Genomic DNA, 26,546 nt, shown 5'->3' on the forward strand with positions numbered 1-26,546 from the left:
TTTACTGCTTATACTGAGAACATTAAATCAGTAATAATTATCTAAAGAGATATGCATAAATATGATGTAATTGTTGTAGGTGGTGGGCACGCAGGGTGTGAAGCAGCGGCAGCTGCGGCTCGCCTTGGTGCTAGCACATTGCTCATAACTCACAAGATTTCAACTATCGGAGAAATGTCATGCAATCCAGCAATTGGAGGAATCGCCAAAGGCGTTGTAGTTAGAGAAGTTGATGCTTTGGATGGAATAATGGCAAGAGCAATCGATCAATCAAGCATACACTCTGTTATTTTAAATAAAAGTAAAGGTGCAGCAGTGTGGGGTCCACGTGCTCAGGCAGACCGAAAGCTATACAAGCAGGTAATGCAAGCAATTCTCTTAAATTACAGTAATCTTACAATAAAAGAAGAGTCAGTTGACGATTTTCTTATAGAGCATAATCAAAATGGTGAATCTTACATAAAAGCAGTGGTTACAAGCTCGGGAGAACGGATATTTGCAGGTAGAGTTGTTTTAACTACTGGAACTTTCCTTCATGGTGTAATTCACATAGGAGAAAAAACGACTCCAGCAGGCAGAATGGGTGACAAGCCTGCAATAGAACTTGCTAATACATTAAAAAAATATGATTTTAAACTGGGTAGGTTGCGTACTGGAACTCCACCAAGGCTCGATCGAAGTACTATAAATTGGTCAATCTTGCAAGAGCAAGTGGGTGATAATCCACCAGTACCTTTTTCTTACTTAACAGAAAAAATTAATCAACCTCAGATCTCATGTTTTATCACTCACACTAATGAAAATACACATAGAATAATTAGAGAAAATCTTCACAGATCAGCTTCTTCATATTTGGGTGATGCTATTGCGCCAAGATATTGTCCGTCTATTGAAGTTAAAGTTAACAAATTTGCAGAAAAAAACAGTCACCAAATATTTTTGGAACCGGAGGGACTGGATGATGACGCTGTATACCCTAACGGAATTTCAAATTCATTGCCTGCTCAAGTGCAGTGCGAAATGATCAAGAGCATCAAAGGGCTTGAAAATGCAGAAATATTAAAGCCTGGATATGCGGTTGAGTATAATTATATCGATCCAAGAGAATTATATCACACTCTTGAAACTAAGAAGATTAAGGGTCTTTATTTTGCAGGACAAATCAATGGTACCACTGGATATGAAGAGGCAGCAGGGCAGGGGATTATTGCAGGAATAAATGCAGCGCTTTCTGCATCTGGTAATGGGAAAAACTTTGTTCTCCATCGTACAGATTCATATATTGGTGTGATGATAGACGATTTAGTTACTAAAGGAGTTGCAGAACCATATAGATTATTCACGTCGCGTGCAGAATATAGGCTATCAATCAGGTCAGACAATGCTGACAGAAGGTTGACACAAAAAGGCTATGATATTTCACTGGTGTCGCATGAGAGATACTCTGCTTTACAGAGCAAACTTAAGTCTATTACACAACTTGAAGAAAAATTAGAGAGTTTGAACATTATTCCTGAGCAACTTGCAAACTATGGAATTAAAATATCTTATGATGGAATAAGAAAAACTGCACTGGACCTGCTCAGTTATCCAAATATTGACTGGAATAAATTAAAAGAAATATGGCCGGAGTTGAATGAAATTCAGAATGAATCTTCTGCACAACTCTCTGTGACCTCAGAGCCCAATTCCATCATCCCAGAACCCCATTTTGTTATCCCAGTGCTTGACACTGGGATCCAGAAAAAACACATAGATTCCAGCGTCACGCGCTGGAATGACACCAAAATAGATCATGCAATTCAAAATGAAATATACGAAATAATCGAAATTGAAGCAAAATACAAACCATATCTTGTAAGACAAGAAGCAGATATGAAGTTTTTACAAGAGGAAACTAACACTTCCATTCCACTTGATTTTGATTATTCACAAGTAAAAGGTCTTTCAAGTGAAGTGAGAGAAAAACTGCAAACAATAAACCCTAGTACAATAGGCATTGCAAAACAAATACAGGGTATTACTCCAGCAGCAATAGTGAGTATATTAGTGTATTTGAAAAATAAGAAAATGAGCAAAGTTGCTAGTTGATATCGCCAGCAACAATTAACCCATTATTTTCGATTAATCTGCCGCCACTTTCTTGTATAAAAAGCTTACCGATCAAGGTTTTATATTGATTAACTCCAGAATAAATTATGCCGCTGTGTCTTCCTGCAGCAAGATATGCAAATCCTAGAGCTGTTGAGCCAATCGATCGCACATCACTACTTTTTGGTAGTAATTTACCCAATAAACTACCACTTACATCTATAACTCCACCTTCTCTGCTTTTCATTCGCATTTTTATGTGGCGAGAACGAAAATCTTCAAGGAAAGCACCTTTCTTTTCTTCTGCCCAAAAAGTTTCCCTGAGAGCTGGAGCATCAATTACGGCTGCCACAACTTTATTTTTATGAATAAGACAGACTGAAACTGCAAAATAAACTATACAACCAGAAAAATTTTCTCTTCCTTCTATAGGCGTAACGAACCAAGTATATCCATCATTCTCTATTTCTTGGTCAATATCGTCTTCAAATATAAATCCATAGTCTTCTTTATAAGCATGCAAACAATCGTATATAATTTGTTTTGATTTCGAGTAAGTTTTATTAATGAAATCTGCTGATTTAACATTAGAAATTTGCAATTCATTGAAATCACGCATAAGATGCTTGGAAGCACTGCGTACAGATTCAAGCATTACATTAATTCGCGGTGATGAAATGGACATCCTTTCCTTTTATTCTTTCACCCTTTCATAATAGCTGTCATCTGGAGTATATACTACAATTTTATCCTCTTCCTTGATAAATTGAGGAACACTAACACGCATTCCGTTTTCCAGAATTGCAGGCTTATAAGAAGCAGTAGCAGTTTGTCCTTTAATTACAGATTCCGTTTCTTTTATAGCAAATGTTACATAATCAGGCACATGTGCAGAAATCATTTTGTCTTGGTAAGACACCACTTTAATTTTCATGTTATCCTGTAAATAAACCTTTTTTTCTCCCAATAGGTCTAAATTTATAGTGATTTGCTCGTAGCTTTTAGGATGCATGAGGTTTACAATATTCCCTTCAGTAAAAAGATAAACGTATTCTTCATCATCTAAAATTGCTCTTCTTATTGTTGCATCAGAGCGAAATCTCTCATAATATTTTGTTCCGGTTTTGATGTTTTTCATTTCGGCTTGTATGTACGCACCACCTTTACCCGGCTGAGTGTGCATAATACTCACAACTAAAAATAGTCCGCCATTATGCTCTAGCACTTGACCTGGTCTAATATCATTAGCTCTTTCTGCCATAGTTATACTTTCAATCTGACTTGGTTATTACACACATTATAATAGGTTAAGTAAATATGCAAAGCAATTTATACAACAGGCTTCTTTCAAAACTTGATTTCTGATGGCAATTTTACCTTTGAAGCTTGATATAGCTAAAATAGATAAGATGATGTCATTCGAGTAGAAGATACATGGATCTAGTAAATCCCTAGATATATTAATATATTCTATACTAAAATTAAAATCTTAAAGAAAGTGCTTGCAAATTCAACCATTAGTACGTATACTTGTTAATATATTTACTAATTATGGAGATTTAATTATGCCAACTGAACATATAATATCACAAGAAGAAAAAAATAAAGAACTACTTGCTGCTGCAGAGGCAGGAAATCTTGGTCAAGTGAAAGAATCTGTGGAGCTAGGTGCTGATGTCAATGCTAAGGATGACAAGGGAAACACTTCACTTAATTTGGCAGCGGAGCGTGGTCATCTGGATGTTGTGAAATTTCTCATTAAAAATGGTGCTGACATAAAATTTAAAAACCGTGAAGGTTACAACTGTTTTCATAATGCAACTCTAAATGGTAATACACAAGTTATGCAAGTATTACTTGAAAACTGCACTGAGCTAATAGATTGTAGGACAACAGAAGTTCCCAGACAAACACCTCTTCATCTTGCTATTATGCGTCAACATGTAGATGCTGTAAAATTTCTTCTTAATAATAAAGCCAATATTAACGCTAAGATCTCGTACGAAGTAATGCTTCCTCCACCAGATGATAGTCAACCTGGTTATACACCTTTGTACTTTGCAGCTTTGCATGGGAATTTGGAAATAGTCGCAGAACTTATAGCACGTAATCCTGATATTAATGCTGTATGTCCAGAGAATACAACACCACTCCATGCTGCTGCAAACGCAGATGTGGTAGAAATGCTACTTAATGCTGGAGCAGACGCTGGTATTAAAGATCAAAATGGTGAAACAGCATTAGACTATGCTAAAGAAAATGGCGAACAAGAAATAGTTACGTCACTAGAAAAACCACGAAAAGTAGCTCAACTAAAAAGGAAAAATAGTGGAGAAGTTGCAGAAGACACAAAGCGAATTTGTTTGGAAAAACCACAAACAGCAACTCAACCAAAAAGGACTATTAGTGAGGTAACAGAAGATGATGGTACTTTCAAACGAGTCCGTTTGGAAGAAGCATTAAAAAGAAAGAATAGTGAAAAAGTTGCAGAAACAACTCCTTCTAAGCAAGCTCGTATGGAAGAGATACAACTAATAGAAAGTTTTGGACAACTATCACTGTAAATAAAAATTCTTATCAAATGTGTGGTTGAAAAATCACACATTTATAATCTAGTTATTTCATAATATTCCTTTTCATTTTGCATATCTGTATCGTTAATTTTCTCTATGTCATCTTTTTTGTTTTGCCCATCATCAATGATGATCTTATTGACAGCATCTTTCCATCTTTTTTGTGCCCTTATCCATGATTCTGTTGGTTCTGGCCTGTTACTCTTGGTAATTAAATTTGCAAATAGATTTGAAAATATTTTTTTTGCAATTAAAGAAGCTTCATTTTCTTTTTTTAAATCATCAAGGCATTGTTTTTGACTGCCAGGTGCGCTGCCTTCTCCTACTGCTGCTTCAACGTATTGTTGTAATTTTTCTTCTATATCTTGAGTATAATTAGATTTTTCTTGTTCAATTTCATTAAGCTTAATGCTAATTTTTTTTCTTTCTTCTTCATATTCATTCATTATCTTTGCTAGGTTATTTTTTTTAGCTGCAGGGCAAAAGACTACGAGAGTCGTAAGAACAGAAAGAAGAATCTGAACAGAAAGAACAAAATCAGAGAGCTCACGTCTTCCATGATAGTCTACGCGCACAAAATATCTGATGCTAAACAAAGACATAATCAACCCAGAAAGGGAACTAAAGTAAGCAAATTTCCTCATAAATTGATTGTCAAGTTTATCGTGAAACTTTTCCTTCAATTTTTTCATCCTAGTGGAGAATTCTAAGAATGACTCTAGTATGGCTGCATCATCGCTTTCTAAAATATAATCATAAATTGTCCTGCCATACTCATCTTTAGCATGAAGAATTTTGTCTTTATTTGATACATTGTACATTAGTAATTTGTATGTCCTATCCTCAACACAACCGTTTATCTCTTCAGCAGCAAGTTGAGCATTGATACTTAAAAGCAGTTTTATCATCCCTAATCTTTCTTGATTAACTGCGTAGTATAATGGCATCCTGCCACTGTCATCTTGATGATTGATTTGTTTGTTGATATTGACTTTCTGTTTTTCCAATTCTCTTAAAAGGAATTCCATAAAGCTTATATCTCCACTTGCAGCAACATAATGTAATATGGTTTTACTATAGTGATCACGCACAAGCTTCCCTTGATCAACAAAATTTGCACCATTTTGTACAAGAGAATCAAAGCATTCTTTATTTCTTGTAAAGTGTAATGGTGTTCTTCCATATTCATCGCACGCGTTGATATTATATATCCGATCAAAGTTTTTCATTGCTTCTATGGCAAATTCAAGACACTCTATGCCTCCGCGAGCAGCATAGTGTAACATAGTAGCCCCTGCATTATTGCAAGCATAGATATTTGCCCCTGTATTTTTTAATAATCTAGCACAGTCTTCATGGTTTTCACTAATGGCTAAAAGCAATGGCGTTTCGCCACTCATAGTTTTACCATTAATGTAATCTTGTTTATTTTTGTTATGAGAAAGAAGTAATTCAGCGCAAGATACGTGTCCATAGATAGAGGCAATATGTAATGGGTTCATTCCATTGTTATCAATAGAATAAATATTCGCTCCTCTTTTGCACAATAATTGAACGCACTCCCAATTTCCTTCTTTAGCAGCATAATGTAGAGGTGTATTACCATCTTCATCTTGCATATTTATTTCTTGCCTTAGATCAATTGGATATTTTGCTCTATCTCTTTCCAATTGCTTTATAAGAAATTGAAGACAATTGCCCGTTTTGCTTTGAGCAGCATAATGCAATAAAGAGCGTCCCTTTACGTCTTTGATAATTGAGCTATTACCATCATTTAAATGAACCGGATTTCTTTTTTTAACTCCCTGTTCTATTATGAATTTTAATAAACCTTCTTCATCGGATTGTGCAGTATGGTGTAATATTGTTGCACCATCTTCGTCTTTTCTTCCAATTTCAAATTCTGAATTAAACCCTGGTATCGTAATTAATGAAGTGTAAAAGTCTATAAAATATTGACAACTTCCACTCATTGCAGCATAGAACAGCAGGCTTTTACCACTTTTATCTGCAATTAATTCACCATCATCTACAAATGTTAAACCCCTTTGATGTAGATATTTTATAAAGTGTATACCAACACCAGATTTGGCAGCATAATGTAGTAATGCACAGTGTTTATTGTCCCTAGCATCAAGGTTGCGAATGCTATTTAAGTTATATATCAAGTGTTCAACACATTCTTTTAAACCTTTCATAGCAAAAGTATGTAATTGCGTATGACCTTGGTTGTTTCTTATAACTCTTGCTCCATGTGTTACAAGAGACTGCACACAATCAACATTAGATGTCCAATGTAGTGGAGTATTACCGTGCTTATCTTGTCTATTAATTTCGCTTCTATCGTACCTTATCTCCTTGATAATAGTTTCAAGTGCTTCTTTCTTTCCAGCAATAGCTGCGTAATGCAAAGGCGTTTTTCCGTCAACATCTTTTGTAAAATTTACACCCCTTTTTATCAAATTTTTGATAGCGGCTATATCACCATCCTGCGCAGCCAAGTGCAAAAGCGTCATGCTTTTTTCATAACTAAAGAAATGTATCCATTGGTTTAGGCTTGCATTATTACCATAACCATCAATTTTGAGCGCTCTGTAATAGTGCCTTAACTCCTGTTCACTCACAGCAGGATCAATTTTTTCTTTAAGGTTATTGTTTGCTTCTATTTCAATCGCAGTTTCTTCCTTTGATTTATTATACCTAATAGCTTCTTTGTGTGTTGAAGTACTGCTCTCTGATATTGTGCTTATGCCAGAATTATACCCTTTAAGCGATCCATAGTTATTGTTGTTTTGAGATTTACATTCTTTTACCATAATTTTATCACTATTATTTACATAATATATTAATTACAGTAATTTACTAAAAAGGTATAGAAAAATTATTATATAAGTTAAATAAAATTTACTTCGGTTCTGCATGCTCTTCTGGTAAAATTAAAACTTCTTTTGTGTTGCTTGCAATATAAGCAACAACAAAGCAGGTAGAATGTTTAAATTGACAAGCCTGACACTAAATTAAACTCACTTGCAGCTATGGCTGCGTATAAAACAATAAATAAACCCGATAGAAGCTATACATAAATTTTGGACGTTGATATCAATTAAAACCCTTGAAAAAGTTAAGTTTTATGTTATTAATTGGTATAAATTTTGTCTATATGGTAGCTTTATGAATATTAAAAATGAAAAAATGCATAACGCTAAAGAATATAATGTAAAGCTACCAATATTTTTTGATTATCAGTCAACTACTAAAGTAGATCCTCGTGCTTTAGAGATGATGATTCCTTACTTCGGGGAATTCAGTAATGCACACTCTCGTAGCCATTCATTTGGTTGGACTGCTGAGGAAGCAGTGGAAAAAGCAAGGAAGTATATTGCTGATTTGATAAATGCAGATAGTAAAGAAATAATATTTACTTCAGGTGCAACTGAATCAAATAATATGGCGATTAAGGGAGTTGCTCATTTTTATAAAAATAAAGGTGATCATATAATCACTGTTTGTACGGAACATAAGTGTGTTCTGGACTCTTGTAGGCATCTGGAAAATGAAGGGTTTAAAGTTACATATTTACCTGTTAAGCAAAACGGGATGATAGATTTGTCAAAACTTGAGGATGCAATTACAGATAAGACCATTTTGATTTCAGTTATGATGGTAAATAATGAAATTGGAGTTATTCAGCCTGTAAAAGAAATTGGAGAAATATGCAGAAAACATAATATATTTTTTCACACTGATGCAGCTCAAAGCTTTGGAAAAGTTCCAATCGATGTAAACGAAATGAATATTGATTTGATGAGCCTTTCCAGTCACAAAATTTATGGACCTATGGGAATAGGCGCTTTATATGTTCGCAGAAAAAATCCTCGTGTTAGATTAACTCCATTAATTAGTGGGGGAGGGCAAGAAAGAGGGATGCGTTCTGGTACAGTTCCAACACCGCTTGCAGTTGGATTTGGTGAAGCAGCACGAATTGCAAAGGAAGAAATGGGAGAAGAAGCAACCAGAGTGGAAGAGTTGAGAGATATTCTGTACAAAAAAATAAAAGAAGCGTTTCCTGATGTAGTTTTAAATGGTGATTATGAAAATAGAATTCCTGGTAATTTGAATTTAAGCTTTCCTTACGTTGAAGGTGAATCGATTATTATGGCAATCAAAGATTTAGCAGTAAGCTCTGGTTCCGCATGCACATCGGCATCTCTCGAGCCTTCTTATGTTATAAGATCACTAAATAATGGTCATGACCTTGAACATTCATCAATCAGGTTTGGACTTGGCCGATTTACAACTAAAGAAGAGGTTTTATATGCGGCTAACCTTATCACGAAAAATATTGGCCGGTTGAGAGAGATGAGCCCACTTCTGGAAATGGTTGAGGAAGGTATAGATTTGAACACTGTTAAGTGGGACGCTCATTAATTAAATAGTTGACTCTTTTGTTAAAATATGTAATATTTATATTAATTAGCTAATAATTTAAAATATGAAATCCAGAATAAGCAAAAAGCTAAGTTTACACGTACATTTTGCTATTAACACTAAAAACATAGGGGTTTTAGAAGTAATTTTAGAAGTTGTGAATAAACAAATTTCAGAACGTATTGATAAAGTGATTTCAAAATCTATTGATAAAGCAGCTTCAGAATTGATTGATGAAGAAGCTTTAGAAATTACGAAGGAAGAAATTTCAGAACAAAATCCTACTATGGAACTTATTGATGACAAAATGGTTTTAAGTATGAAGAGAAGATATTTTTCTGAGATTTTCAAAAAGGCTTTCACTACTCAAGTTCCACATATTGTTTATCAACGTACACCACTTGAGCTATGTATTTACCATTATAATAAATGCAGTGATTACCGAAGTGAAAGTGAGGAAGATAAAAAAGTAACGAATGACGTTGAAGAAGTTGTTCACTCTTCCCTATATGATGATAAAGATTTTTGGGATTATACAAAAGATGAGGATTTTAAAAAAGCGAAGGAATTTATTGAAATAATTTTAAACTCAGCTAGGGAGAATGGAATTTTAGAGGATGTTCTAATTGCCTCTGGTATAAGAAAGGAACTTGCAAAAGAGTTATCTGATAGTAATAAGGAGCAGAGTAATGATGCAATAATCAATAAGCTTCAGCAGAACCAAAAAGCTGAAGAGAAAGGTATGAGTGCATGTCTTGTTATAGCATTAGCTAGCTTTATATTAGCTGCTATCTTTAATTCATTGATAATTGCAGTTGCGGTGGTACCGATATCAGCAGTAATTGGTCGTAGTGTATACACATCCAATCAGCCAAGGACTAAAATGCTTGAAACTGATGCTAATCAAGAGCTTGGTTCGGAAATTACCGCAGGAAGCTAAAAGCTCTCCCGATTGATACCTAACCGCTTCTGATATAAGTAAAGAACCTTGCAAAAAAGCTATCTGACAAAAATATAGCGTTTGTATGGAACAGAGATTGCCTGCAGTTAGAGTATTGATATTAAAGTAAGAACATGGATAGATTTGGGGCTTAAAAAGCAACTTCTAAGCCCATTAGTAACATTATTGAATAAGTAGATTTAAATTATTATTCATAAAATAATTTAAACAGTCAGCATAACCTATTTCCTTACTTTCATCTAGCGGTACAGTAAAAGTACGATTCATTATGTCACATTCAACTTTCCCATCAAGATCCAAACCTTTAATGTTAAAAAGCTCCTTGCTAGTAACAAACTTATTGTCTTGATCTATGGTAACAAAGCTAAATTTGCAATCAAATCTATGTGGATTATTCGGATCAAACATATCAGCAGGATATACGTACTTCAAATTATCTAGCTGTAACCGAGTATATCCATACTCTGAACCGTTTATTATACTATAAGACTGGTTATCTCCTCCACTAAAGTCGACATCGTAACTCCTGACATTTTTTAATTCTAATTGTTTTACCATACTTTTCACCTTAATATAAAAACTATTTAAATTATACATGATAATCTTAAAATTATTATTAATAATATTAAGATATTAAGGTTATAATGTCCGTAACTTGCTTCACAAATCTTGATTTTGAATAATTTTTAACTTGAGGTTTGTATAATTGAGTAGCATAGGCTAAAATTAAGAAAACTATAATATATTTGTATAAAATTAAAATAAATTAGAGTAAATATAGTAATGAGCTATTATTTTATAAGTTAAATGTTAACAAGATTTGCTCCAAGCCCAACTGGCTATCTCCACGTTGGAAATGTCCGTACAGCTTTAGTTTGTTGGCTTTATGCACGCAATCAAAATGGAAAGTTTTTGCTGCGTTTGGATGACACCGATCTTGAGCGTTCGGATATTAAGTACATAGATAGTATAATACAAGATCTTGAATGGATTGGTATAGATTGGGATTCAAGTTTTAAGCAATCAGAGCGCTTCCAGCGTTATCATGAAGTATTTTTGCAGTTGATAAAAGAAGAGCATGTTTATGCGTGCTATGAAACAAGAGAAGAGTTAGACATAAAACGAAAATTGCAGTTAAAGCAAGGATTGCCTCCGGTCTATGATAGGGGAGCATTGCTTTTAACTGATCAAGAGAAAGTTCATCATGAGCAAGAGGGGCGAAGGCCGCATTTTAGATTTAAATTAAACGGAAATGAAGTTGTAAAATGGAATGATGAAGTTAAAGGTGAAATAAGTATCTCAACCAGTAGCATTAGTGACCCAGTAGTAAAACGGGAAGATGGAAATTACACGTATATGTTGCCTTCTGTAGTTGATGATATTGACTTTAACGTAACACATGTCGTGCGTGGAGAGGATCACGTAACTAACACCGCTGTGCAGATCCAAATGCTGCAAGCATTGAAAGTGAAAATTCCTATATTTGCTCACCTTTCCCTTCTGCATTTCGATGATAATAAGATATCTAAGCGAGTTGGCGGGCTGGATATCAAATCCATAAAGGAAGATGAAATTGAGCCAATGGCGCTGAGTAGTTATTTAGTGAAACTTGGAACGTCAGATTCGATTGAAGCTCATATTAACATGCAATCTTTGATTGATTCATTTGATATTAAAAAATTTAGTTCAGCGTCTACACAATTTAACTTGAGTGAAGTGCATAAGCTAAATAACAAAATCCTACAGCAGATGTCATTTGAAATGGTGAAAAAACGCTTAGCTCAAATTGGGGTGGATTCTTCAGAATTTTGGTATTTTATAAGGAATAACATAGAAAAATTTTCTGAAGTGGCTGAGTGGTGGCAAATATGCAAATCTAGTATAGAACCTGTGATTCTGAATAAAGAGCTTGTACAAATTGCACTGAGCGCGTTACCTGAAGGAAACTGCGATGAAAACACATTGTCTGCTTGGGTAAAAGCTATTAGAGAGAGTGTGGATATAAAGGCAAAAGACCTATTTATGCAGTTGCGTTTAGCGTTAACTGGCAGGGAAACTGGACCAGAGCTTGCTAAATTATTAATTTTTATCGGCAAAGAAAGCATCATGAGCAGGCTTAAAGGAAAGTAAAAATAGTTCATTGAATTAAAAAATAGTTGAGATCAAAATCATTGATTGACCAACAATACTTGTTTCATTTTTTCTTTAGAAAATCCGTGCATTAAAAGAAATTGTACAATTCTTTGCCAAAAAATCTTTAAACCTTCACAATATACTGAAGGATTATTAAAACTTGCGCTAGAAGGGTTGAACCTATGACCGTAGGTTCCCCCGCCACAAACATTTTCATAACAGCATTGCTTGCATTCATCAGGTCTATTTTCCATATCAGCCAAAAAATTACTGAAAAATTTATCTGATAAAAACTCGGCCCAACTAGTATTACTGATATTATATTCAATAAATTTATGGGGAACACATGTTCTCAAATCATCTAATGGACCAAGATCTCCATTATTGGAAACGCATATTAATGGCAGCACGAAGGGACTTCTCTTGCCAAATCCCTCAACTCTTGAATAATTACCATAAAATAGTTCTAAGGCATTAAGACAATACCGGATGAATACCTTTGGGTTATCTGAATTCTCTTTTATCCATTCATCAAACACCTCAACCATGAATTTACCATACTTTTCAGGTGGATAAATAGGAAGAGAGCCATAATTAGCATCGGGTAGCAAAAGATCAAAATGTCTCAATTTTAATTCTTTGGTGAAATGATTATAAACATCAGCACCATTAGCCTCAGGATTGATAACAGATAACAATCCGAATGGATATTCATTTTCTTGACACAATCTAATTTTGGTTACTACGCTTTCATAAGTACTACGCCCTTTTTTATCTAATCTATAAACATCATTCAAAGCCTTTGTTCCGTCTAAACTAATGCCTATTCCAACATCATATTCCTTGAAAATTTTTATCCACTCTATATCAATTAACATTCCGTTTGTTTGTAGAGCAAACTTAATACTATTCAAGTTTAACTGCTTGGCTGTAGTTTGAATTTTTTGGCACATTTGAATAAAATGATGCTTCTTTTGAAGTAATGGCTCTCCCCCATGAAATTCAACAAGCAAATCTGTAACGCCTAGGTCATTCACCCCTTGAGAGATAAAATCATTAAATCGATCAACCATCTCCATTGAGATCTGAGGCTTTCGATTGCGCCACGATTGATCAGCTTTATTAAAGTAATAACAATAGGTGCAATTAATATTGCATCTTTCTACAGTTTTAAGTATTACTCCAGCCTTCACTAGTATACCTCACATTAAAATTAACAATAACCATCACGCTTAAAGTGATTACTTCTATTGCAAAAATTATCTAGATTCTCCTTTATCTTTTCCGCTGGTGTCTTTGATCAATTCTTCCGTTATCTTATCTGCCCAGCACACATTAATATGTCCTCCACCATCCCTATCAAATTGACAGTGATTATCATGTGAAGTGTGGTTATTTCTACTACGAGGATCACTTGAAATTCTCTCTATGCTTTCAAGTATGAGACTGCTCTTAACCTCATCTGTAATAGCGCCAAAACTTTTTAGTAACGAATCTACTTGTTTTTCTTTAATATTCACCATAACTGCCTCCACAACTTTGCATAAAAAAATTAACAACAACTTACCTGAAAATTACTTTGATGTTTCTCTGTTCCTTTCAATTCCAAGCAAATTATCCTGGTTATCACTTTTAATCAAATCCCCTATTGGATTGTCATCAAAGCATACATTCACATGCATTCCACCACTCCTGCTATGACTGCAATGATTAGTATGGTCGTTTGTACTATCAGAATCGCCTGAAAATCTGTCTATCCCTTTAAGAAGGAGATTGCCACTAAATTGACCAGTACTAGCACTAAGACGTTCTAATAATAAACTTACCTCTGCCTCCTTTTTATTTAGCATTATTGCCCCTCTAATTTTTCATAATAAATTAGTATGAATTTACGCTCACCATAGTGCTTGTCAAGCAAAAAAGTGATATGTATATATTTATTTTAGTTGGTAAGACGGTTAATGAAAACACATTGTCTGCATGGGTAAAAGCTATTAGAGAGAGCATCGATATTCGGAAAGAAAGTATCATGAGCAGGCTTGAAGAAAAGTAAGGAATAAAGTTAAGCATACAGCAAACCTAGATATACAGTTCTAGAGTGTAATCTTGTTTTATACTGCACCGTTGCCATGCCAGGACATGAAAAAACTTGACTTAAATTAGCAATTACTTAATATTTAAGATAGCGTTCTTCGCTTGTTGAAGCTATAGTTGTATACTAATTACATTGGATTTATTTATATGATTGCTAATCGCAAAAGCAGTGTTAAGCAAAAAAGTAACAAGAATAATATGGTTGGAAGCCCTGGTATAATAATTACAGCAAGGGAGCTTTCAGAGCAAAAAGGTCTAGATTTTGAAGTGGTAATAAAAGCATTAGAGAGTTCTATAGAAGCCGTAGCTCATCAAAAATATGGTAACAGAAGTAAAATTATAGTGAATATCGATAGGAATACAGGTAAGATTATTGCATACAGAAAGTTAGAAGTTATTGATGATGAGTCAGATGAAAATTATTCAGATGAAAGAAGAAATTCAAGTGATGCCAAATGTGAATTAATCACACTTTCGCAAGCTCGATTAATAACAAAAGATGATATAAAAGTTGGTGATATTATTCATGAGCCACTTTCTCTTAACACTGATCTTGCTTCAGCAAGGATTGCCCAGCAAAAGATTGCTCAAATAATGAAAGACGAAGAGTCAAAAAAGCAATATGAAGAATTTAAAGATAAAGTGGGAGAAGTAAGATATGGTATTGTAAAACAAGTAGAATATATAGATTTGATTATAGACATAAATGGCACTAGGGCATATCTTCCGCTGCGTAATTTAATTGGTAGTGAGTTGTTCCGTGAAGGCGATAAGGTCAAAGCTTATATACAAAGTGTTAAGCGCTCTGACGATGGACGTCAGATTATTATGTCTAGAACTCACGAAGGCTTTTTAGAAGCATTATTAAAGCAAGAAGTACCAGAAATTGCGGATGAATTAGTGATAATTAAAGGTATAGCTAGAGATGCTGGTTCGAGGTCTAAAGTTGCAGTTTTTTCCCCTGATAGAAATATTGACCCAGTTGGTGCTTGTGTTGGAATTAAAGGTGATAGAATAAAAACTATCATACACGAATTAAATGGTGAAAAAATTGATGTTATAAATTATTCTGCAGATTTGGGCCAGTTCGTCATAAAATCCATTACTCCTGCAGAGGTATCAAAAGTTATTATTGATGAAGACGAAAAGTGTATAGAATTAATAGTTGCTGAGGATCAACTGAGCTTAGCTATAGGAAAAAAAGGTCAGAATGTAAGGTTAGCTTCACAACTTGTTGGATGGAAAATTGAGATATTAAGTACTCAGCAAGAATCAGAAAGGCGAGGCAAAGAACTTACTCAATGTTCTGCTTTATTTGCTGAAGCTTTAAATTTAGAAGAGATCATGGGCCAACTGCTGGTTACAGAAGGCTTTTCAACTGTGGAAGATATAGCTAATGTTTCAATTAAAGAGCTTGCTTCGATAGAAGGTTTTAATGAAGATATTGCAAATGAGTTGCGTAATAGAGCGAATAAGTATCTGAAGGAAGAAAACGATAGGAAAATCGAAGAGCTAAGAAACTTGGGTATGGAAGATTATGTAATAAATCTACCTTTATCCACAGATAATAAAATAGCTCTTAGTAAATATGGTGTTAAAACTTTAGAAGATGTAGCTGATTTATCAAGTCATGAGTTTTGTAGCATAATTTCTTCTTCATCTGACAGTAAAGAAAATTTAAAAGATACAGCAAACTCAATAATCATGGAAGCGCGTAAAAAGCTTGGAATAATATAGTTGAAATTATATGGACAATGAAGATATTAGCGGTAAAAAATTAACACTGCAGGGCTTGAGTAAGTTTAAGTTAGGTTTGGATTTAAGCGCTTCAGCCAACTCAAATGCTGGGGCAACAATAGTAAAAAAAAGAAGAAAGAAGCCCAATGATTCTGAGGAGCATGATTTTTTTGATAGTAGCAAATTAGGTTCTTTGACAGAGAAAGAACAAATTTCCCGGATTCATGCTGTACAGAATGCTGCTTTACTTAAAGAAAAAAGTAGTAAAGTAGAAGAGGAAATAGTAGTAGAAAAAGATGATAATGATGAAGACCAGAGTAGTGATTCAGGTACTGTTCTTGAGGAAGCCGGCAAGGAAGTTTTAAAAGATCCTGATTTAATTAAACAAAAAGAAGATGAGGAAGAGAGTAAGAAAAAATCTTTAAAAGTTAGTAAGGATACATATTCTAAACATTCAAAGCTCGTAATTGCGCAGGCAATAGATGAAAAAGCTGAGCAGCCTACTGTGTTTAGGCAAAGATTTGGAATAAGGAATAGGAAATCAAAATTTACTAAAGGTAAGAATATATCAAGAGAAGTTGTTGTACCGGATGAAATTACAATTAGGGAATTATCTATTCGCATGGCAGAAGATAGCAAAAGTGTATTAAAGATGTTAAAAGAAGAAGTTGGTGAAAGTTACAGAGTAGGCGATTTAGTGGATCCAGATATAGCATCCGAAATAGTAAAAAAGTTCAATCATACAGTCAAGCGAGTGAGTGATTCTGATAAAGAAAAGGATTTATTTTTCATAGAAGGCCGGGAAAATTTACCTAAAAAACTTAAACCACCAGTTGTCACTTTTATGGGCCACGTAGATCATGGTAAAACTTCATTGCTTGATGCATTTCGTGAATCTAATGTTGCAGAAAGAGAATCAGGTGGAATAACTCAGCATATAGGTGCTTATCAAATAATGACAAAAGATAAGCAAAAAATCACGTTTATTGATACACCAGGACATGAAGCGTTTACTGCGATGCGTGCATGTGGTGCTAACATAACTAATATAGTTGTGATAGTAGTTGCAGCCGATGATGGAATAATGAAACAAACAGTTGAAGCAATAAACCATGCAAAGGCAGCAAATGTCTCTATTATAGTTGCTATTAATAAAATTGATAAATCTGAACCTGGTGATGTAGAGAAAGTAATGGGTAGCTTACCTCAATATGACCTAATACCTGAAGAGCTCGGTGGTGATGTAATGGTTGTACCAGTATCGGCAAAAAAGAGAATCAACTTAGATAAGCTAGAAGAAACGATTTTGTTAGTCGCTGAATTCTTGGAGCTAGAAGCAGTGGAAGATTGTCGTGCACTTGGATGGGTGATAGAGTCTAAAATAGATAAAACAAAAGGGATATCAGCTACATTGATAGTTGAAGAAGGAACCTTAAAAATCGGTGATATGTTGGTAATCGGCACAACATATGGTAAAGTGCGTAACATGGTCAATCATCTTGGTCAAAGAGAAAAGATTGCTCTGCCATCCACTCCAATTGAAGTGACTGGTTTAAATGGTGCACCAAACGCTGGTGATAAATTTGTTGTTGTAAGTTCTGAAAAGCAGGCACGTGAAATTATTGAACACAGATTAGAGTTAATTAAGAAAAAAGAAGAAAGCTTAGACGAGGATGATTTAGATATATTCAGCCGTAATAACAGTGAAATAGAAGAGTTATCTGTAGTTTTAAAGTGTGACGTAACCGGATCTATTGAAGCAATATCAAGTTCAATTGATAAACTCGGTAAAGACCAAGTGAAATTAAATATTCTACACAAAGCTGTGGGAGGAATAACAGATTCTGATGTGCTCCTTGCAGAAGCATCTGGTGCAGTAATTTTGGCTTTTAATGTAAAAGTAGATTCAAAAATAAGGGATTTAGCAAAACAGAAAGGTGTAGAAATACATACTTACAATATAATATATGAACTTATCGATGATATGAAGATGTATTTAACTAAAATGTTAAAGCCTGTTACACGAGAAGTTCGTGTTGGTTCCGTATCTGTAAGGCAAATATTTAATGTATCTAAAGCCGGCAATATTATTGGATGTTATGTAAGCGATGGGGTTATCAAAAAAGACTCTTTGATCAAGGTGATGCGCAGTGATAAATTGATATATGAAGGAAAATTAAAGGCATTACGTAGATTTAAAGATGACGTTAAAGAAGTAGGTCTAAACTTTGAATGCGGAGTATCACTAGAAGGTAATGTAGATGTTAAAGTTGGTGATATCTTAGAAGCTTATCAATTAGTACAAGAGGAAAGGGTACTCTAGTGGAGAATACGAGAAAAGAAATTAGAAGTCTAAAGATAGCGTCAGTGTTACATAGGGCAATATCTAAAATCTTGATGGAAGGTAAGGTTTTTAATAAAAACGTAATGGTATCTGACGTAAAGTTAAGTAAAGATCTAACCAAAGCAGATGTCTATATAGTCCTATCCTCATTGAATAAACCTATTATTCAAGTAGCTGACACTGACATCCAGATTCCAGCATCACGCGCTGGAATGGCATCAGACGTGTCTGAGGACGATTGCGACATTAACTCTATTGTTAACGAAATGAACAAGTCTGCATGGTCAATACGTAAGTCTATAATTCGTTATGTTGATTTGCGTTTTATACCTGAGTTAGTGTTTAAACCTGATCTAGGATTCGATAATTTTGTTAATGTGAATGAGATACTGCATAATTATAATGATTAAGAACCAATGCATCTGAATTCTTACTTTTCATTGATGAGAATGCATAGCTTAACAGGTTTGTGGCTTGTGCTATTTCCTAGCTTAAGCGGTATTCTTTTAGCTTCAACTTCTTTATCGTGGCAGACTTTTTTTTACATTATTTTATTTACTATAGGTGCATTTTTAATGAGACCTTCTGGGTGCATAATTAATGATATTTTTGATAAAGAAATAGATGCACACGTTGAGCGAACAAAATTTAGGCCACTAGCAAGTGGTGCACTAAATGTAAAGCAAGCATTGATTTTGCTTTTATTATTACTGTCTATTGCTCTGATAATCTTATTACTAACTAATAAAACTACACTTATACTTGGAATAGTTTCAATGTGTATGATAGCTATTTACCCTTTATTAAAGCGTTATGTTTGGTGGCCGCAGTTGTTTTTAGGGTTCACTTTCAATATGGGGTCGCTAATGGGCTCAGCCGCGATAAAGAACCAGATTACTATAGAATCCGTACTATTTTATGCAGGATGCATTTTTTGGACGATTAGTTACGACACTATATACGCTCACCAGGATAAAAAAGATGATGAAAAACTTGGAATGAAATCAACTGCATTATATTTTGGTGATACGACAAAATCCTGGTTAAAAAGATTTTATTTAACGACTATGATGGTATGGCTATATGCTGGTATCTTATCATCACTAAATAACATTTTTTATATTGCCTTACTTGCTGTAGGATTTATATTTCATCGCCAATACAAAAATTTTAATCCTGATGATTCAGCTCAATGTATGTCAATATTCAAAAGTAATTCCTATGTTGGATTGCTACTTTTTTTTGGCATCTTGTTAGATAGAATAGCCAATTGACACGTGCTTGGTTGTTAATAAATAGTTATGAATGACATTACAACAAAACAAGTCATATCCTTTATTCTGAAGATGCTGCGTCCATTCAAATGGCAAGTGATCCTCATGTATTTTATCCCGCTAGCTTGGGCAATTGACCACTCTCTTACTCCTTATATGATAAAAATTATTGTAGATCGAATTGCTGTAGCACCTGCTGAAAATGTGTTTGAACATTTGGCTACCCCTGCTGTGTCTTATATTGTGATATTGTTTTTTATGGTGTGCATTCATAGGCTATATGATTATCTTGTTGAGATTGCGCTGGTTCCAAATCTCCATAAAAAAATTAATGACTCAAGTTTTGAGGTGCTGCTTGGCAAAAGTCATCATTATTATCAAAATAATTTTTCAGGCAGCCTTGGAAATAAGGTAAATAATCTGGTAGATAACATTCCAGATATGATAAAAATTATAGTAGAAGTGTTCCTTCATAATTTCTTATCACTTAGCATTGCTATTTATATATTATGGACAGTAAATGCTAACTTTGCCATTGCAATGCTCATTTGGGCCGCACTATTTATAATTTCATCTCTTACTTTTTTGAAAAGATTAGTGCACCTTTCAACTGCTTTTTCAGAGTATGGATCAATAATTACAGGTAAAATGGTAGATATATTTTCTAATATTTTATCAGTAAGATTATTTGCAAGGAATAACACTGAAAGGTTATCTCTGAGCACCACTTGCAAAGAAGCCACTTTATTAGAGCAGAAGATCGGTTGGGTTTATTTTGTGATCTTTTGTATTTATGGATTCTCATACGTAATTGTCCAAGGGTTTAATTTGTACTTTTTAATCAAAGGTAGACAGCAGGGCACCATAACTGTAGGAGATTTTGCTCTTGTAATGGGAATTAACACTACCATAGTCGGCGTTCTTTGGTATTTAACACAAAATCTTGCAAGATTTATCAGATTGTGGGGAAAAATTACTGAAGGTTTACAAGCAATTTTGGTAATTCCTGAAATCCAAGATAAATTGGGTGCTCAACCTTTGATCGTGCAAAAAGGTGAAATCAAATTTGATAAAGTTCATTTTCAATACAAAGGTACTGAATCTATATTTCAAAACAAAACCGTAACAATTAAACCTGGTCAAAAGGTTGGACTTGTTGGTTATTCAGGTGGTGGCAAGTCAACATTTGTTAATTTGATTCTTCGGCTTTATGATGTGACATCTGGAAGAATTTTAATTGATAATCAGGATATTCGCGATGTAAAACAAGATCACTTGCGTGAAAATATTGGTATGATTCCACAAGATCCATCACTCTTTCACAGGACTCTGATCGAAAATATTCGCTATGGAAAAATAGATGCAAGCGATGATGAAGTGATAGAGGCTGCTAAACGCGCACATGCTCATGAGTTTATTTCAAAATTACCACAAGGCTATGATTCACTTGTTGGTGAACGTGGCGTGAAACTTTCAGGTGGACAACGCCAACGTATAGCAATTGCAAGAGCTATTTTAAAAAATGCACCTATTTTGATTCTGGATGAAGCAACATCACAACTTGATTCTATAACAGAGAGTAATATTCAGGAATCTTTATGGGAATTGATGCAAAACAAAACTACAATAGTAATTGCCCATCGCCTATCTACACTTTTACACATGGACCGCATTTTAGTGTTTGATCAAGGTAAAATTGTGGAGGATGGCACGCATCAAAAACTTCTTGATAAAAATGGAATGTATAAAACATTATGGGATGCACAAGTTGGTGGGTTTTTACCGGATAAAAAGGAAGGTGAAGGAATCTCTCATTATAGAAATTCCTTGAATGCAAAAGAGAAAGATATTCTTTAATTTTTAAATAGGCTTTTACTATCCACTTGATCTACTGAATTAACCGAATAAGATGTTGATGGTTGCTGTTCTGGCACTTCTTGCGCTTCATTCATGGGATGCATGTTCATGTTTGCAAGAGCATGGGTCAAATTCTCGTCTGGATTAACTGCTATGCCGCAAGGTCCTTGAATTACTCTGTCTTCAAGTGTTCGTAGATATCTTTTACCATTTTTATCTTTATAGCTTATAATACATGAAGTGCCTTCACACTTAACACCAGCTCCATTATCTAACAAAAAATCAACAACTTTCGCATTGTCGTGCTTAATAGCAATAGATACAGGAGAGCCATAAGGACAATCAACATTAATATTGGCTTTTCCATAATTTACCAGCGACCTTACAGCTCCTATATGACCATTCTTAGATGCTATAAGCAGTGGATTAAAACCATCATGAGTTTTAGCATCAACATCTGCACCTTTTCTTATCAGTAATTTTACAATCTCTTCACTGCCATTTTGAGAAGCAACATATAGCGGTGTATGGCCACCTGTTCCAGCCAGATTAATTTCAGCTCCTTTATTCAATAATGCTTCAACAACTTCTTGCTTACCGCTTTGAGCTGCCATATGTAACGGAGCAAAGCCATCCTTGTTTTTGGTGTTAACATTAATCTTATCTGCTAGGAAATTTACAACCTCTACATGACCATTAATAGCAGCTTCATGTAGTGCGGTACATCCGTTCTCATCTATAAGATTAACATCAGCTCCTTTTTCTATTAATAACTTTACAGCCTCTTTTTTACCACTGGAAGCAGCCCAACTTAATAGAGGACTACCCTCGATATAAATGTTGACACTATCCCCTTTTTTTAACAGAAGTTGTTTGATAACTCTTATTTGCCCACCCTGAGCAGCAGAGCGTAATTTGCTTGCAAACATTCCTTAATAACCCTCTAAAATATAATATACCATTTTAATAATACATTATATGTTAAGTAAAGGTTTTTTATAGAAGCAAAGGTTATGAAAACATCTACAGAGACTGCCCGGCACATTTCAAGTAGCTAGTAGCCCAAAAATTATGTCACTTACTATATGTTATACTTTCTCTTCTCAACCTTTTGTACAATTCCATAAAAATGATCAAAGTCCAAACTTGCACTACCGATTAAAACTCCGGATAAATTTGAGATATTTAACAAATTCTCTATGTTTTCTAAATTTACTGAGCCACCATATATAATGCGTTGTTTACTAGCACAAAATTTTATTACCTCAGCAATTGCATCATTACTTGGTATATTACCTGTGCCTATTGCCCATATTGGCTCATACGCTATGGTGTATTCACCATGTGTTGGTAAACGATTTTTACATTGACGTTCTATTACTTCCTTTGTTTTTTCATTCTTATAATCTTCTAGGTTTTCACCTATACAAATAATTGGATGTAAACCAGACTCTATTGCTGCTTCTGCCTTAAGTTTTATTTCATTATCTGTTTCATTTATTCTTTCAGAATGCCCGAGTATTATGTAAGTACATCCTAATTCTTTTAGCATAGCTGCACTGATTTCACCTGTATAAGAACCAGATTTTTTATTATGGCAATTCTGTGCCCCTATATTAATGTTGTTACGCAGTTCTATATTGCCAGGAAATGATGTAAAAGGTGGGCAGATCACTAGCTTAGAAGTAATTTCATTGTTCTTGCTGTTTAGCTTATCCATAAAGTCAATAAACGAAGAACGTGTTCCATTCATCTTCCAATTTGCTACTATTAAAAAGGACATCAACTTTACTTATATAGATTGAGAGTGCCGGCTGTCGGACTTGAACTGACAACCTACTGATTACAAGTCAGTTGCTCTACCAATTGAGCTAAGCCGGCATTAAACATGTTAATAATATACAATTATCAGTGAATTATAGTCAACTAATTTTTGTGTAGTTGCACGGTTTCAGAGTGTTATGGAATTATAAAATTAACATACAAAATAAAATTTGGTCCAGGTAAACCTAATCCTAGTAACCATACTTCATGTGATAGATAAACTCTCCAAATCAAATTTTTGCTTTGGATAAAGTGTAAACATGACATTGCCATGACCAAAATACACATTTTGTGAGTCGCTCCCTTGTTTTTTTATTGCTTGTTTATCTATATCCCATATAAAGGTCACGTGATTTTCAGTTACTGAGTGCACCTTGAGATCTTTAGTGTTTATAAACAACTTTCCATTTACCCATATTTTCCATGTATCTGGAGAAAGATATAAAATTGAGTCCAAACTCACTACATTACAACCGAACTCATCTGTTATTTCTTCTTCTATAGTCCTTGAAGATTGCAAGCTAAACTTTTCCATTTCATCAATCATCCTATTCACTGGTTCTTCATCAAAAAAAATGCTTTTTATATCATGGTATTTTGATAGAACATCAGAATCATTCTCCACTGCTTCCTTTATTATGTCATCACGATCTGTATGAATTTGTTTGTTATTGGTAATAAAAAAACACTCTTTTGCACGCAGGTTTGTTATGTCAGTAAGATCACCGATTTCTTCCTGCAAAATACTTTCAAAATATTTTTTTTCTATCATCATTCCATACTCTGAGTGATGACAAACCATTTCATCATTGCCTCGTTTTTCTATATATACACATAAGTTTTCACTATTTAATCCTAATATTTTGTGTTCAATAAAACTTTCATTACCAGCATATTGCCTGCAAGAATATTCTTTGCAAATTCCTATGCTTTCTATAACACCTTCACAACCGCAATTTGCATTAAAACTCAAAAATAATAGCATAAAAATAAAAAGCAGCTTTATCCTCATCTTATCTGCTTAATATAGTATACCAGTCAAAAACTATGTTAGCTCTTACGATCTCTATCATATTACCATTTAAAATCTGATTCATAGTTGTAGCATCAATATTCCTTTCCTTATTTAAAGTAAGAGACTTAATCATAACATAACCAGGCAGACTTGGTACAGATTGTAAAAATAAAAAAATATGTTTATCGCTGATTGAGCTTAAATTTAGAGTCACTTCGCTTTTTATTACTTTTGCACGTTTGCTTTTATGATGAATATCAATTTCTTTAGGTATAGAGATTGATATTTCAGGTTCTAGTATATAATATTTTTTATATAGTCTACTAAGCTCAAAGTTTAAGTTAGCAACATATCTACTGCTGTGTAAATTCGAAGAAGAAATTTTCTTCCATAAGTCCAGGTTTCTATTTAAGATAAGTTCCTTTTTTCGAATTTCAGTAATTTGTAAGTTAATAGAGCGTATTTTATCGATATTACCATGATTTTTATTATAAACCTCTCTATCATAAATAATAACATATGCTAATGATGCCACTAATAGAGCAGAGAGTAATAGATACAATATAAGTTGAATTGTAGTTTTTCTTTTCAGTTGCAAAATAGTCATCAATTTACATTGCCTCTCCTATTTCAACATCAATAAATATATTCTGCTCTTCAGAAGCAGGTAAGCTAGAAATATTAATATCCTTAGCACGAAAATTGTTATTTAATTTTTTTTGCAACTCATCATATTTACAAGAAACGTTTTGATCAGGTTGAAAGCTAAATCTTAAAGTTGTAGTAATAGAATTTTTTGCTTCATTGCAGTGCCACTCAAAGGATTGAAGATCTACACTTGACACTTTTAATTTTTCTACATATTGAACTTGTGTAAGAGGCGAGTATTCTATTTTCGATAAAATGTTGTTGATGCTTATAAAATCGTATATCTCATCTATTTTTTTTATATTATAATTTTGGCTAAGCCGCATTAATTGACCATTTAAGGTTTTCTCCTTTGCTGATAAATCGTCAGCAACATTTAAATCTGAATATAAATTTAGTAAGGAGAATACATTAACTACAAATAAAACAAAAATAAAACACAAAAAAATACGATGGGAGTGTAAATAAAAGGAATTGAGCAGGAAAAATTCTTTAGTCTCTTTTGTATTGAAGATAGCTGCGGGCTTGTTTGTAAAACTATGTAATAAAACTATGGTGTCACAGAAGTTATCTTTTTCACTTATAGCTAATTCTGATCCTAATAATTTGCCTAATTCATATGGAGTTAGTATGCTCACATTGTTTTCTGAAAAATTTATTACTGATAAACTAGCTTTAATATCTTCAGGCACTATCATACAAAGATCGATAAAGTCGTTTTTTTTAAAACCAAACTTGGTTAGTGATTGAATGGTATTTTGTACCTCCTGATATATTCCGCCTGCAATGATTCCTGGTAGATTATCATTAGTAAACGATATTAAACGTGTAAATACCATTTTATCATCTTTAAGGATCACTTGCCTATAACCCCCTGTTTTGGTTGCAGCAACTATGATTTTCCAATTATCGGGATCTTTATATAAAATCTTTTTTGCCACGTTATTCATTTCCATGGGAAACATCAATATTCCTTTAAAGTTAGAACCTATCTCTACAAACATATTTAACCAATATTCCACTAAATGATTTGCTTTTGATGAGACAAAAAGATAACACCAGTTCTGATTAAACTTATTTGGCTTGCTAATTAGCAAGACTGAATTTATATCATTATTACGAGAGAAATGCTCCATTTTTGTTTTTGCTGATAGATATGCACTAATTCTATTTACTCCTGGAATATACTGTAATGAGTAATTTTGATCTATATGATTCAGAACCAGATATAACGGTGCTTTTTTATCAGATAAAAGACACGACTTTAAATCAGAAACTGCTTTATCACTTCTATTTTTAATAAAATATCTTTTATTTAAAGTGCTATTTTTAAAATATAGTAATATTATGCCTTCTTCTCCAATCGAAAGCATGAACTTACTTTTGGATTTTGAACTAAACATATTAATAGGGCAGATACTTATTCTAGAATTAAAAAGATAATTTATTGAAATTCATTAAACATCAGAGGAGAATATTTATTATAAGCTCCCTCAATAATGTAATTTATAGTATAATTTTCTTGATATATTTAGTGTAAATCACAAGATATTATGATAAAAATGTC

23 protein-coding genes and 1 tRNA gene are annotated in these 26,546 nt (G+C 33.8%); 11 read left to right on the top strand and 13 right to left on the bottom strand.

Annotated elements, in window-relative coordinates:
• Positions 1-51 precede the first annotated feature (51 nt).
• Complete coding sequence (gene mnmG / locus ASM33_RS02550; protein WP_110410492.1) at positions 52-2,091, top strand: tRNA uridine-5-carboxymethylaminomethyl(34) synthesis enzyme MnmG; 2,040 nt, start codon at positions 52-54, stop codon at positions 2,089-2,091.
• Here the strand turns inward: mnmG and ASM33_RS02555 are convergent.
• Both ASM33_RS02555 and efp read right to left on the bottom strand, forming a co-directional pair.
• On the bottom strand, positions 2,084-2,776 hold the full coding sequence (locus ASM33_RS02555) for an inositol monophosphatase family protein (protein WP_110410491.1): 693 nt from the start codon (positions 2,774-2,776) through the stop codon (positions 2,084-2,086). The genes mnmG and ASM33_RS02555 overlap by 8 nt on opposite strands.
• A 9-nt stretch (positions 2,777-2,785) precedes the next feature.
• A complete protein-coding gene (gene efp, locus ASM33_RS02560; RefSeq protein ID WP_110410490.1) occupies positions 2,786-3,352 on the bottom strand; it encodes an elongation factor P in 567 nt (188 codons plus the stop codon).
• 304 nt (positions 3,353-3,656) lie between these two features.
• On the opposite strand from efp, the gene ASM33_RS02565 reads away from it, so the two are divergent.
• Positions 3,657-4,655 carry an ankyrin repeat domain-containing protein gene (locus tag ASM33_RS02565; RefSeq protein WP_110410489.1) on the top strand — a complete coding sequence of 333 codons (999 nt, stop codon included), beginning with the start codon at positions 3,657-3,659 and terminating at the stop codon, positions 4,653-4,655.
• 41 nt (positions 4,656-4,696) lie between these two features.
• Here the strand turns inward: ASM33_RS02565 and ASM33_RS02570 are convergent, their stop codons facing one another.
• Positions 4,697-7,480 (bottom strand): ankyrin repeat domain-containing protein, encoded by a 2,784-nt coding sequence (locus ASM33_RS02570; RefSeq protein WP_110410488.1) that lies wholly within the window; start codon positions 7,478-7,480, stop codon positions 4,697-4,699.
• A gap of 355 nt (positions 7,481-7,835) precedes the next feature.
• Here ASM33_RS02570 and ASM33_RS02575 point away from each other — a divergent pair, with 355 nt between their 5' ends.
• Complete coding sequence (locus tag ASM33_RS02575; RefSeq protein ID WP_110410487.1) at positions 7,836-9,092, top strand: IscS subfamily cysteine desulfurase; 1,257 nt, start codon at positions 7,836-7,838, stop codon at positions 9,090-9,092.
• A 64-nt stretch (positions 9,093-9,156) separates the two neighbouring features.
• Positions 9,157-10,032: a hypothetical protein gene (locus tag ASM33_RS02580; protein WP_110410486.1), complete on the top strand. Its 876-nt coding sequence runs from the start codon at positions 9,157-9,159 to the stop codon at positions 10,030-10,032.
• Between the two features lie 183 nt (positions 10,033-10,215).
• Here the strand turns inward: ASM33_RS02580 and ASM33_RS02585 are convergent, their stop codons facing one another.
• Positions 10,216-10,611, bottom strand: a complete 396-nt coding sequence (locus tag ASM33_RS02585) for a hypothetical protein (RefSeq protein WP_110410485.1) — start codon at positions 10,609-10,611, stop codon at positions 10,216-10,218.
• A 249-nt stretch (positions 10,612-10,860) separates the two neighbouring features.
• Between ASM33_RS02585 and gltX the strand changes: the two genes are divergently transcribed.
• Positions 10,861-12,183, top strand: a complete 1,323-nt coding sequence (gene gltX, locus ASM33_RS02590; protein ID WP_110410484.1) for a glutamate--tRNA ligase — start codon at positions 10,861-10,863, stop codon at positions 12,181-12,183.
• Between the two features lie 38 nt (positions 12,184-12,221).
• On the opposite strand, the gene ASM33_RS08685 is transcribed toward gltX, so the two are convergent.
• The 3 genes from ASM33_RS08685 to ASM33_RS02605 all read right to left on the bottom strand — a co-directional run bounded on the left by ASM33_RS08685 (position 12,222) and on the right by ASM33_RS02605 (position 14,036).
• On the bottom strand, positions 12,222-13,379 hold the full coding sequence (locus ASM33_RS08685; RefSeq protein ID WP_157956364.1) for a radical SAM protein: 1,158 nt from the start codon (positions 13,377-13,379) through the stop codon (positions 12,222-12,224).
• 66 nt (positions 13,380-13,445) lie between these two features.
• Entirely contained in the window at positions 13,446-13,709 is a 264-nt protein-coding gene (locus tag ASM33_RS02600) for a hypothetical protein (protein ID WP_110410482.1), read from the bottom strand.
• 51 nt (positions 13,710-13,760) lie between these two features.
• A complete protein-coding gene (locus ASM33_RS02605; RefSeq protein ID WP_110410481.1) occupies positions 13,761-14,036 on the bottom strand; it encodes a hypothetical protein in 276 nt (91 codons plus the stop codon).
• 77 nt (positions 14,037-14,113) lie between these two features.
• Between ASM33_RS02605 and ASM33_RS08795 the strand changes: the two genes are divergently transcribed.
• From ASM33_RS08795 to ASM33_RS02630, 6 genes are all read left to right on the top strand, one after another.
• Positions 14,114-14,239, top strand: a complete 126-nt coding sequence (locus ASM33_RS08795; protein WP_257791011.1) for a hypothetical protein — start codon at positions 14,114-14,116, stop codon at positions 14,237-14,239.
• A gap of 188 nt (positions 14,240-14,427) precedes the next feature.
• Positions 14,428-16,017 carry a transcription termination factor NusA gene (gene nusA / locus ASM33_RS02610; protein WP_110410480.1) on the top strand — a complete coding sequence of 530 codons (1,590 nt, stop codon included), beginning with the start codon at positions 14,428-14,430 and terminating at the stop codon, positions 16,015-16,017.
• A 10-nt stretch (positions 16,018-16,027) separates the two neighbouring features.
• Entirely contained in the window at positions 16,028-18,340 is a 2,313-nt protein-coding gene (infB, locus tag ASM33_RS02615) for a translation initiation factor IF-2 (protein ID WP_110410479.1), read from the top strand.
• A complete protein-coding gene (locus ASM33_RS02620; protein WP_110410478.1) occupies positions 18,340-18,771 on the top strand; it encodes a ribosome-binding factor A in 432 nt (143 codons plus the stop codon). The genes infB and ASM33_RS02620 overlap by 1 nt, the downstream gene beginning before the upstream one ends.
• Positions 18,772-18,777: 6 nt before the next feature.
• Complete coding sequence (ubiA, locus tag ASM33_RS02625; RefSeq protein ID WP_110410477.1) at positions 18,778-19,635, top strand: 4-hydroxybenzoate octaprenyltransferase; 858 nt, start codon at positions 18,778-18,780, stop codon at positions 19,633-19,635.
• A 156-nt stretch (positions 19,636-19,791) separates the two neighbouring features.
• Entirely contained in the window at positions 19,792-21,492 is a 1,701-nt protein-coding gene (locus ASM33_RS02630) for an ABC transporter ATP-binding protein (RefSeq protein WP_237342953.1), read from the top strand.
• Here ASM33_RS02630 and ASM33_RS02635 read toward each other — a convergent pair.
• From ASM33_RS02635 to ASM33_RS02660, 6 genes are all read right to left on the bottom strand, one after another.
• Entirely contained in the window at positions 21,489-22,421 is a 933-nt protein-coding gene (locus ASM33_RS02635; protein ID WP_110410475.1) for an ankyrin repeat domain-containing protein, read from the bottom strand. The genes ASM33_RS02630 and ASM33_RS02635 overlap by 4 nt on opposite strands.
• A 152-nt stretch (positions 22,422-22,573) precedes the next feature.
• Positions 22,574-23,275, bottom strand: a complete 702-nt coding sequence (locus ASM33_RS02640) for a triosephosphate isomerase (protein WP_110410474.1) — start codon at positions 23,273-23,275, stop codon at positions 22,574-22,576.
• Positions 23,276-23,300: 25 nt separating this feature from the next.
• Positions 23,301-23,373, bottom strand: a tRNA-Thr gene (locus tag ASM33_RS02645).
• Positions 23,374-23,521: 148 nt separating this feature from the next.
• Positions 23,522-24,328, bottom strand: coding sequence for a hypothetical protein (locus ASM33_RS02650; protein ID WP_110410473.1), 807 nt, complete (start codon positions 24,326-24,328; stop codon positions 23,522-23,524).
• A 1-nt stretch (position 24,329) separates the two neighbouring features.
• On the bottom strand, positions 24,330-24,938 hold the full coding sequence (locus ASM33_RS02655; RefSeq protein WP_110410472.1) for a hypothetical protein: 609 nt from the start codon (positions 24,936-24,938) through the stop codon (positions 24,330-24,332).
• Positions 24,939-24,942: 4 nt separating this feature from the next.
• Positions 24,943-26,382, bottom strand: coding sequence for a hypothetical protein (locus ASM33_RS02660; protein WP_179947427.1), 1,440 nt, complete (start codon positions 26,380-26,382; stop codon positions 24,943-24,945).
• Positions 26,383-26,546: the final 164 nt, after the last annotated feature.

This window comes from Wolbachia endosymbiont of Folsomia candida (assembly GCF_001931755.2).
Taxonomy (GTDB): Bacteria; Pseudomonadota; Alphaproteobacteria; order Rickettsiales; family Anaplasmataceae; genus Wolbachia.

Coding starts and splice junctions, on each gene's coding strand:
- ASM33_RS02640 (WP_110410474.1), bottom strand. CDS start 23,275: ATGTCCTTTTTAATAGTAGCAAATTGGAAGATGAATGGAACACGTTCT.
- ASM33_RS02630 (WP_237342953.1), top strand. CDS start 19,792: ATGATAAAAATTATTGTAGATCGAATTGCTGTAGCACCTGCTGAAAAT.
- ubiA (WP_110410477.1), top strand. CDS start 18,778: ATGCATCTGAATTCTTACTTTTCATTGATGAGAATGCATAGCTTAACA.
- ASM33_RS02570 (WP_110410488.1), bottom strand. CDS start 7,480: ATGGTAAAAGAATGTAAATCTCAAAACAACAATAACTATGGATCGCTT.
- ASM33_RS02635 (WP_110410475.1), bottom strand. CDS start 22,421: ATGTTTGCAAGCAAATTACGCTCTGCTGCTCAGGGTGGGCAAATAAGA.
- nusA (WP_110410480.1), top strand. CDS start 14,428: ATGATTGCTAATCGCAAAAGCAGTGTTAAGCAAAAAAGTAACAAGAAT.
- ASM33_RS02600 (WP_110410482.1), bottom strand. CDS start 13,709: ATGGTGAATATTAAAGAAAAACAAGTAGATTCGTTACTAAAAAGTTTT.
- ASM33_RS02565 (WP_110410489.1), top strand. CDS start 3,657: ATGCCAACTGAACATATAATATCACAAGAAGAAAAAAATAAAGAACTA.
- ASM33_RS02660 (WP_179947427.1), bottom strand. CDS start 26,382: ATGTTTAGTTCAAAATCCAAAAGTAAGTTCATGCTTTCGATTGGAGAA.
- gltX (WP_110410484.1), top strand. CDS start 10,861: ATGTTAACAAGATTTGCTCCAAGCCCAACTGGCTATCTCCACGTTGGA.
- ASM33_RS02580 (WP_110410486.1), top strand. CDS start 9,157: ATGAAATCCAGAATAAGCAAAAAGCTAAGTTTACACGTACATTTTGCT.
- infB (WP_110410479.1), top strand. CDS start 16,028: ATGGACAATGAAGATATTAGCGGTAAAAAATTAACACTGCAGGGCTTG.
- ASM33_RS02655 (WP_110410472.1), bottom strand. CDS start 24,938: ATGACTATTTTGCAACTGAAAAGAAAAACTACAATTCAACTTATATTG.
- mnmG (WP_110410492.1), top strand. CDS start 52: ATGCATAAATATGATGTAATTGTTGTAGGTGGTGGGCACGCAGGGTGT.
- ASM33_RS02575 (WP_110410487.1), top strand. CDS start 7,836: ATGAATATTAAAAATGAAAAAATGCATAACGCTAAAGAATATAATGTA.
- efp (WP_110410490.1), bottom strand. CDS start 3,352: ATGGCAGAAAGAGCTAATGATATTAGACCAGGTCAAGTGCTAGAGCAT.
- ASM33_RS02585 (WP_110410485.1), bottom strand. CDS start 10,611: ATGGTAAAACAATTAGAATTAAAAAATGTCAGGAGTTACGATGTCGAC.
- ASM33_RS02605 (WP_110410481.1), bottom strand. CDS start 14,036: ATGCTAAATAAAAAGGAGGCAGAGGTAAGTTTATTATTAGAACGTCTT.
- ASM33_RS08795 (WP_257791011.1), top strand. CDS start 14,114: ATGTATATATTTATTTTAGTTGGTAAGACGGTTAATGAAAACACATTG.
- ASM33_RS02555 (WP_110410491.1), bottom strand. CDS start 2,776: ATGTCCATTTCATCACCGCGAATTAATGTAATGCTTGAATCTGTACGC.
- ASM33_RS02650 (WP_110410473.1), bottom strand. CDS start 24,328: ATGAGGATAAAGCTGCTTTTTATTTTTATGCTATTATTTTTGAGTTTT.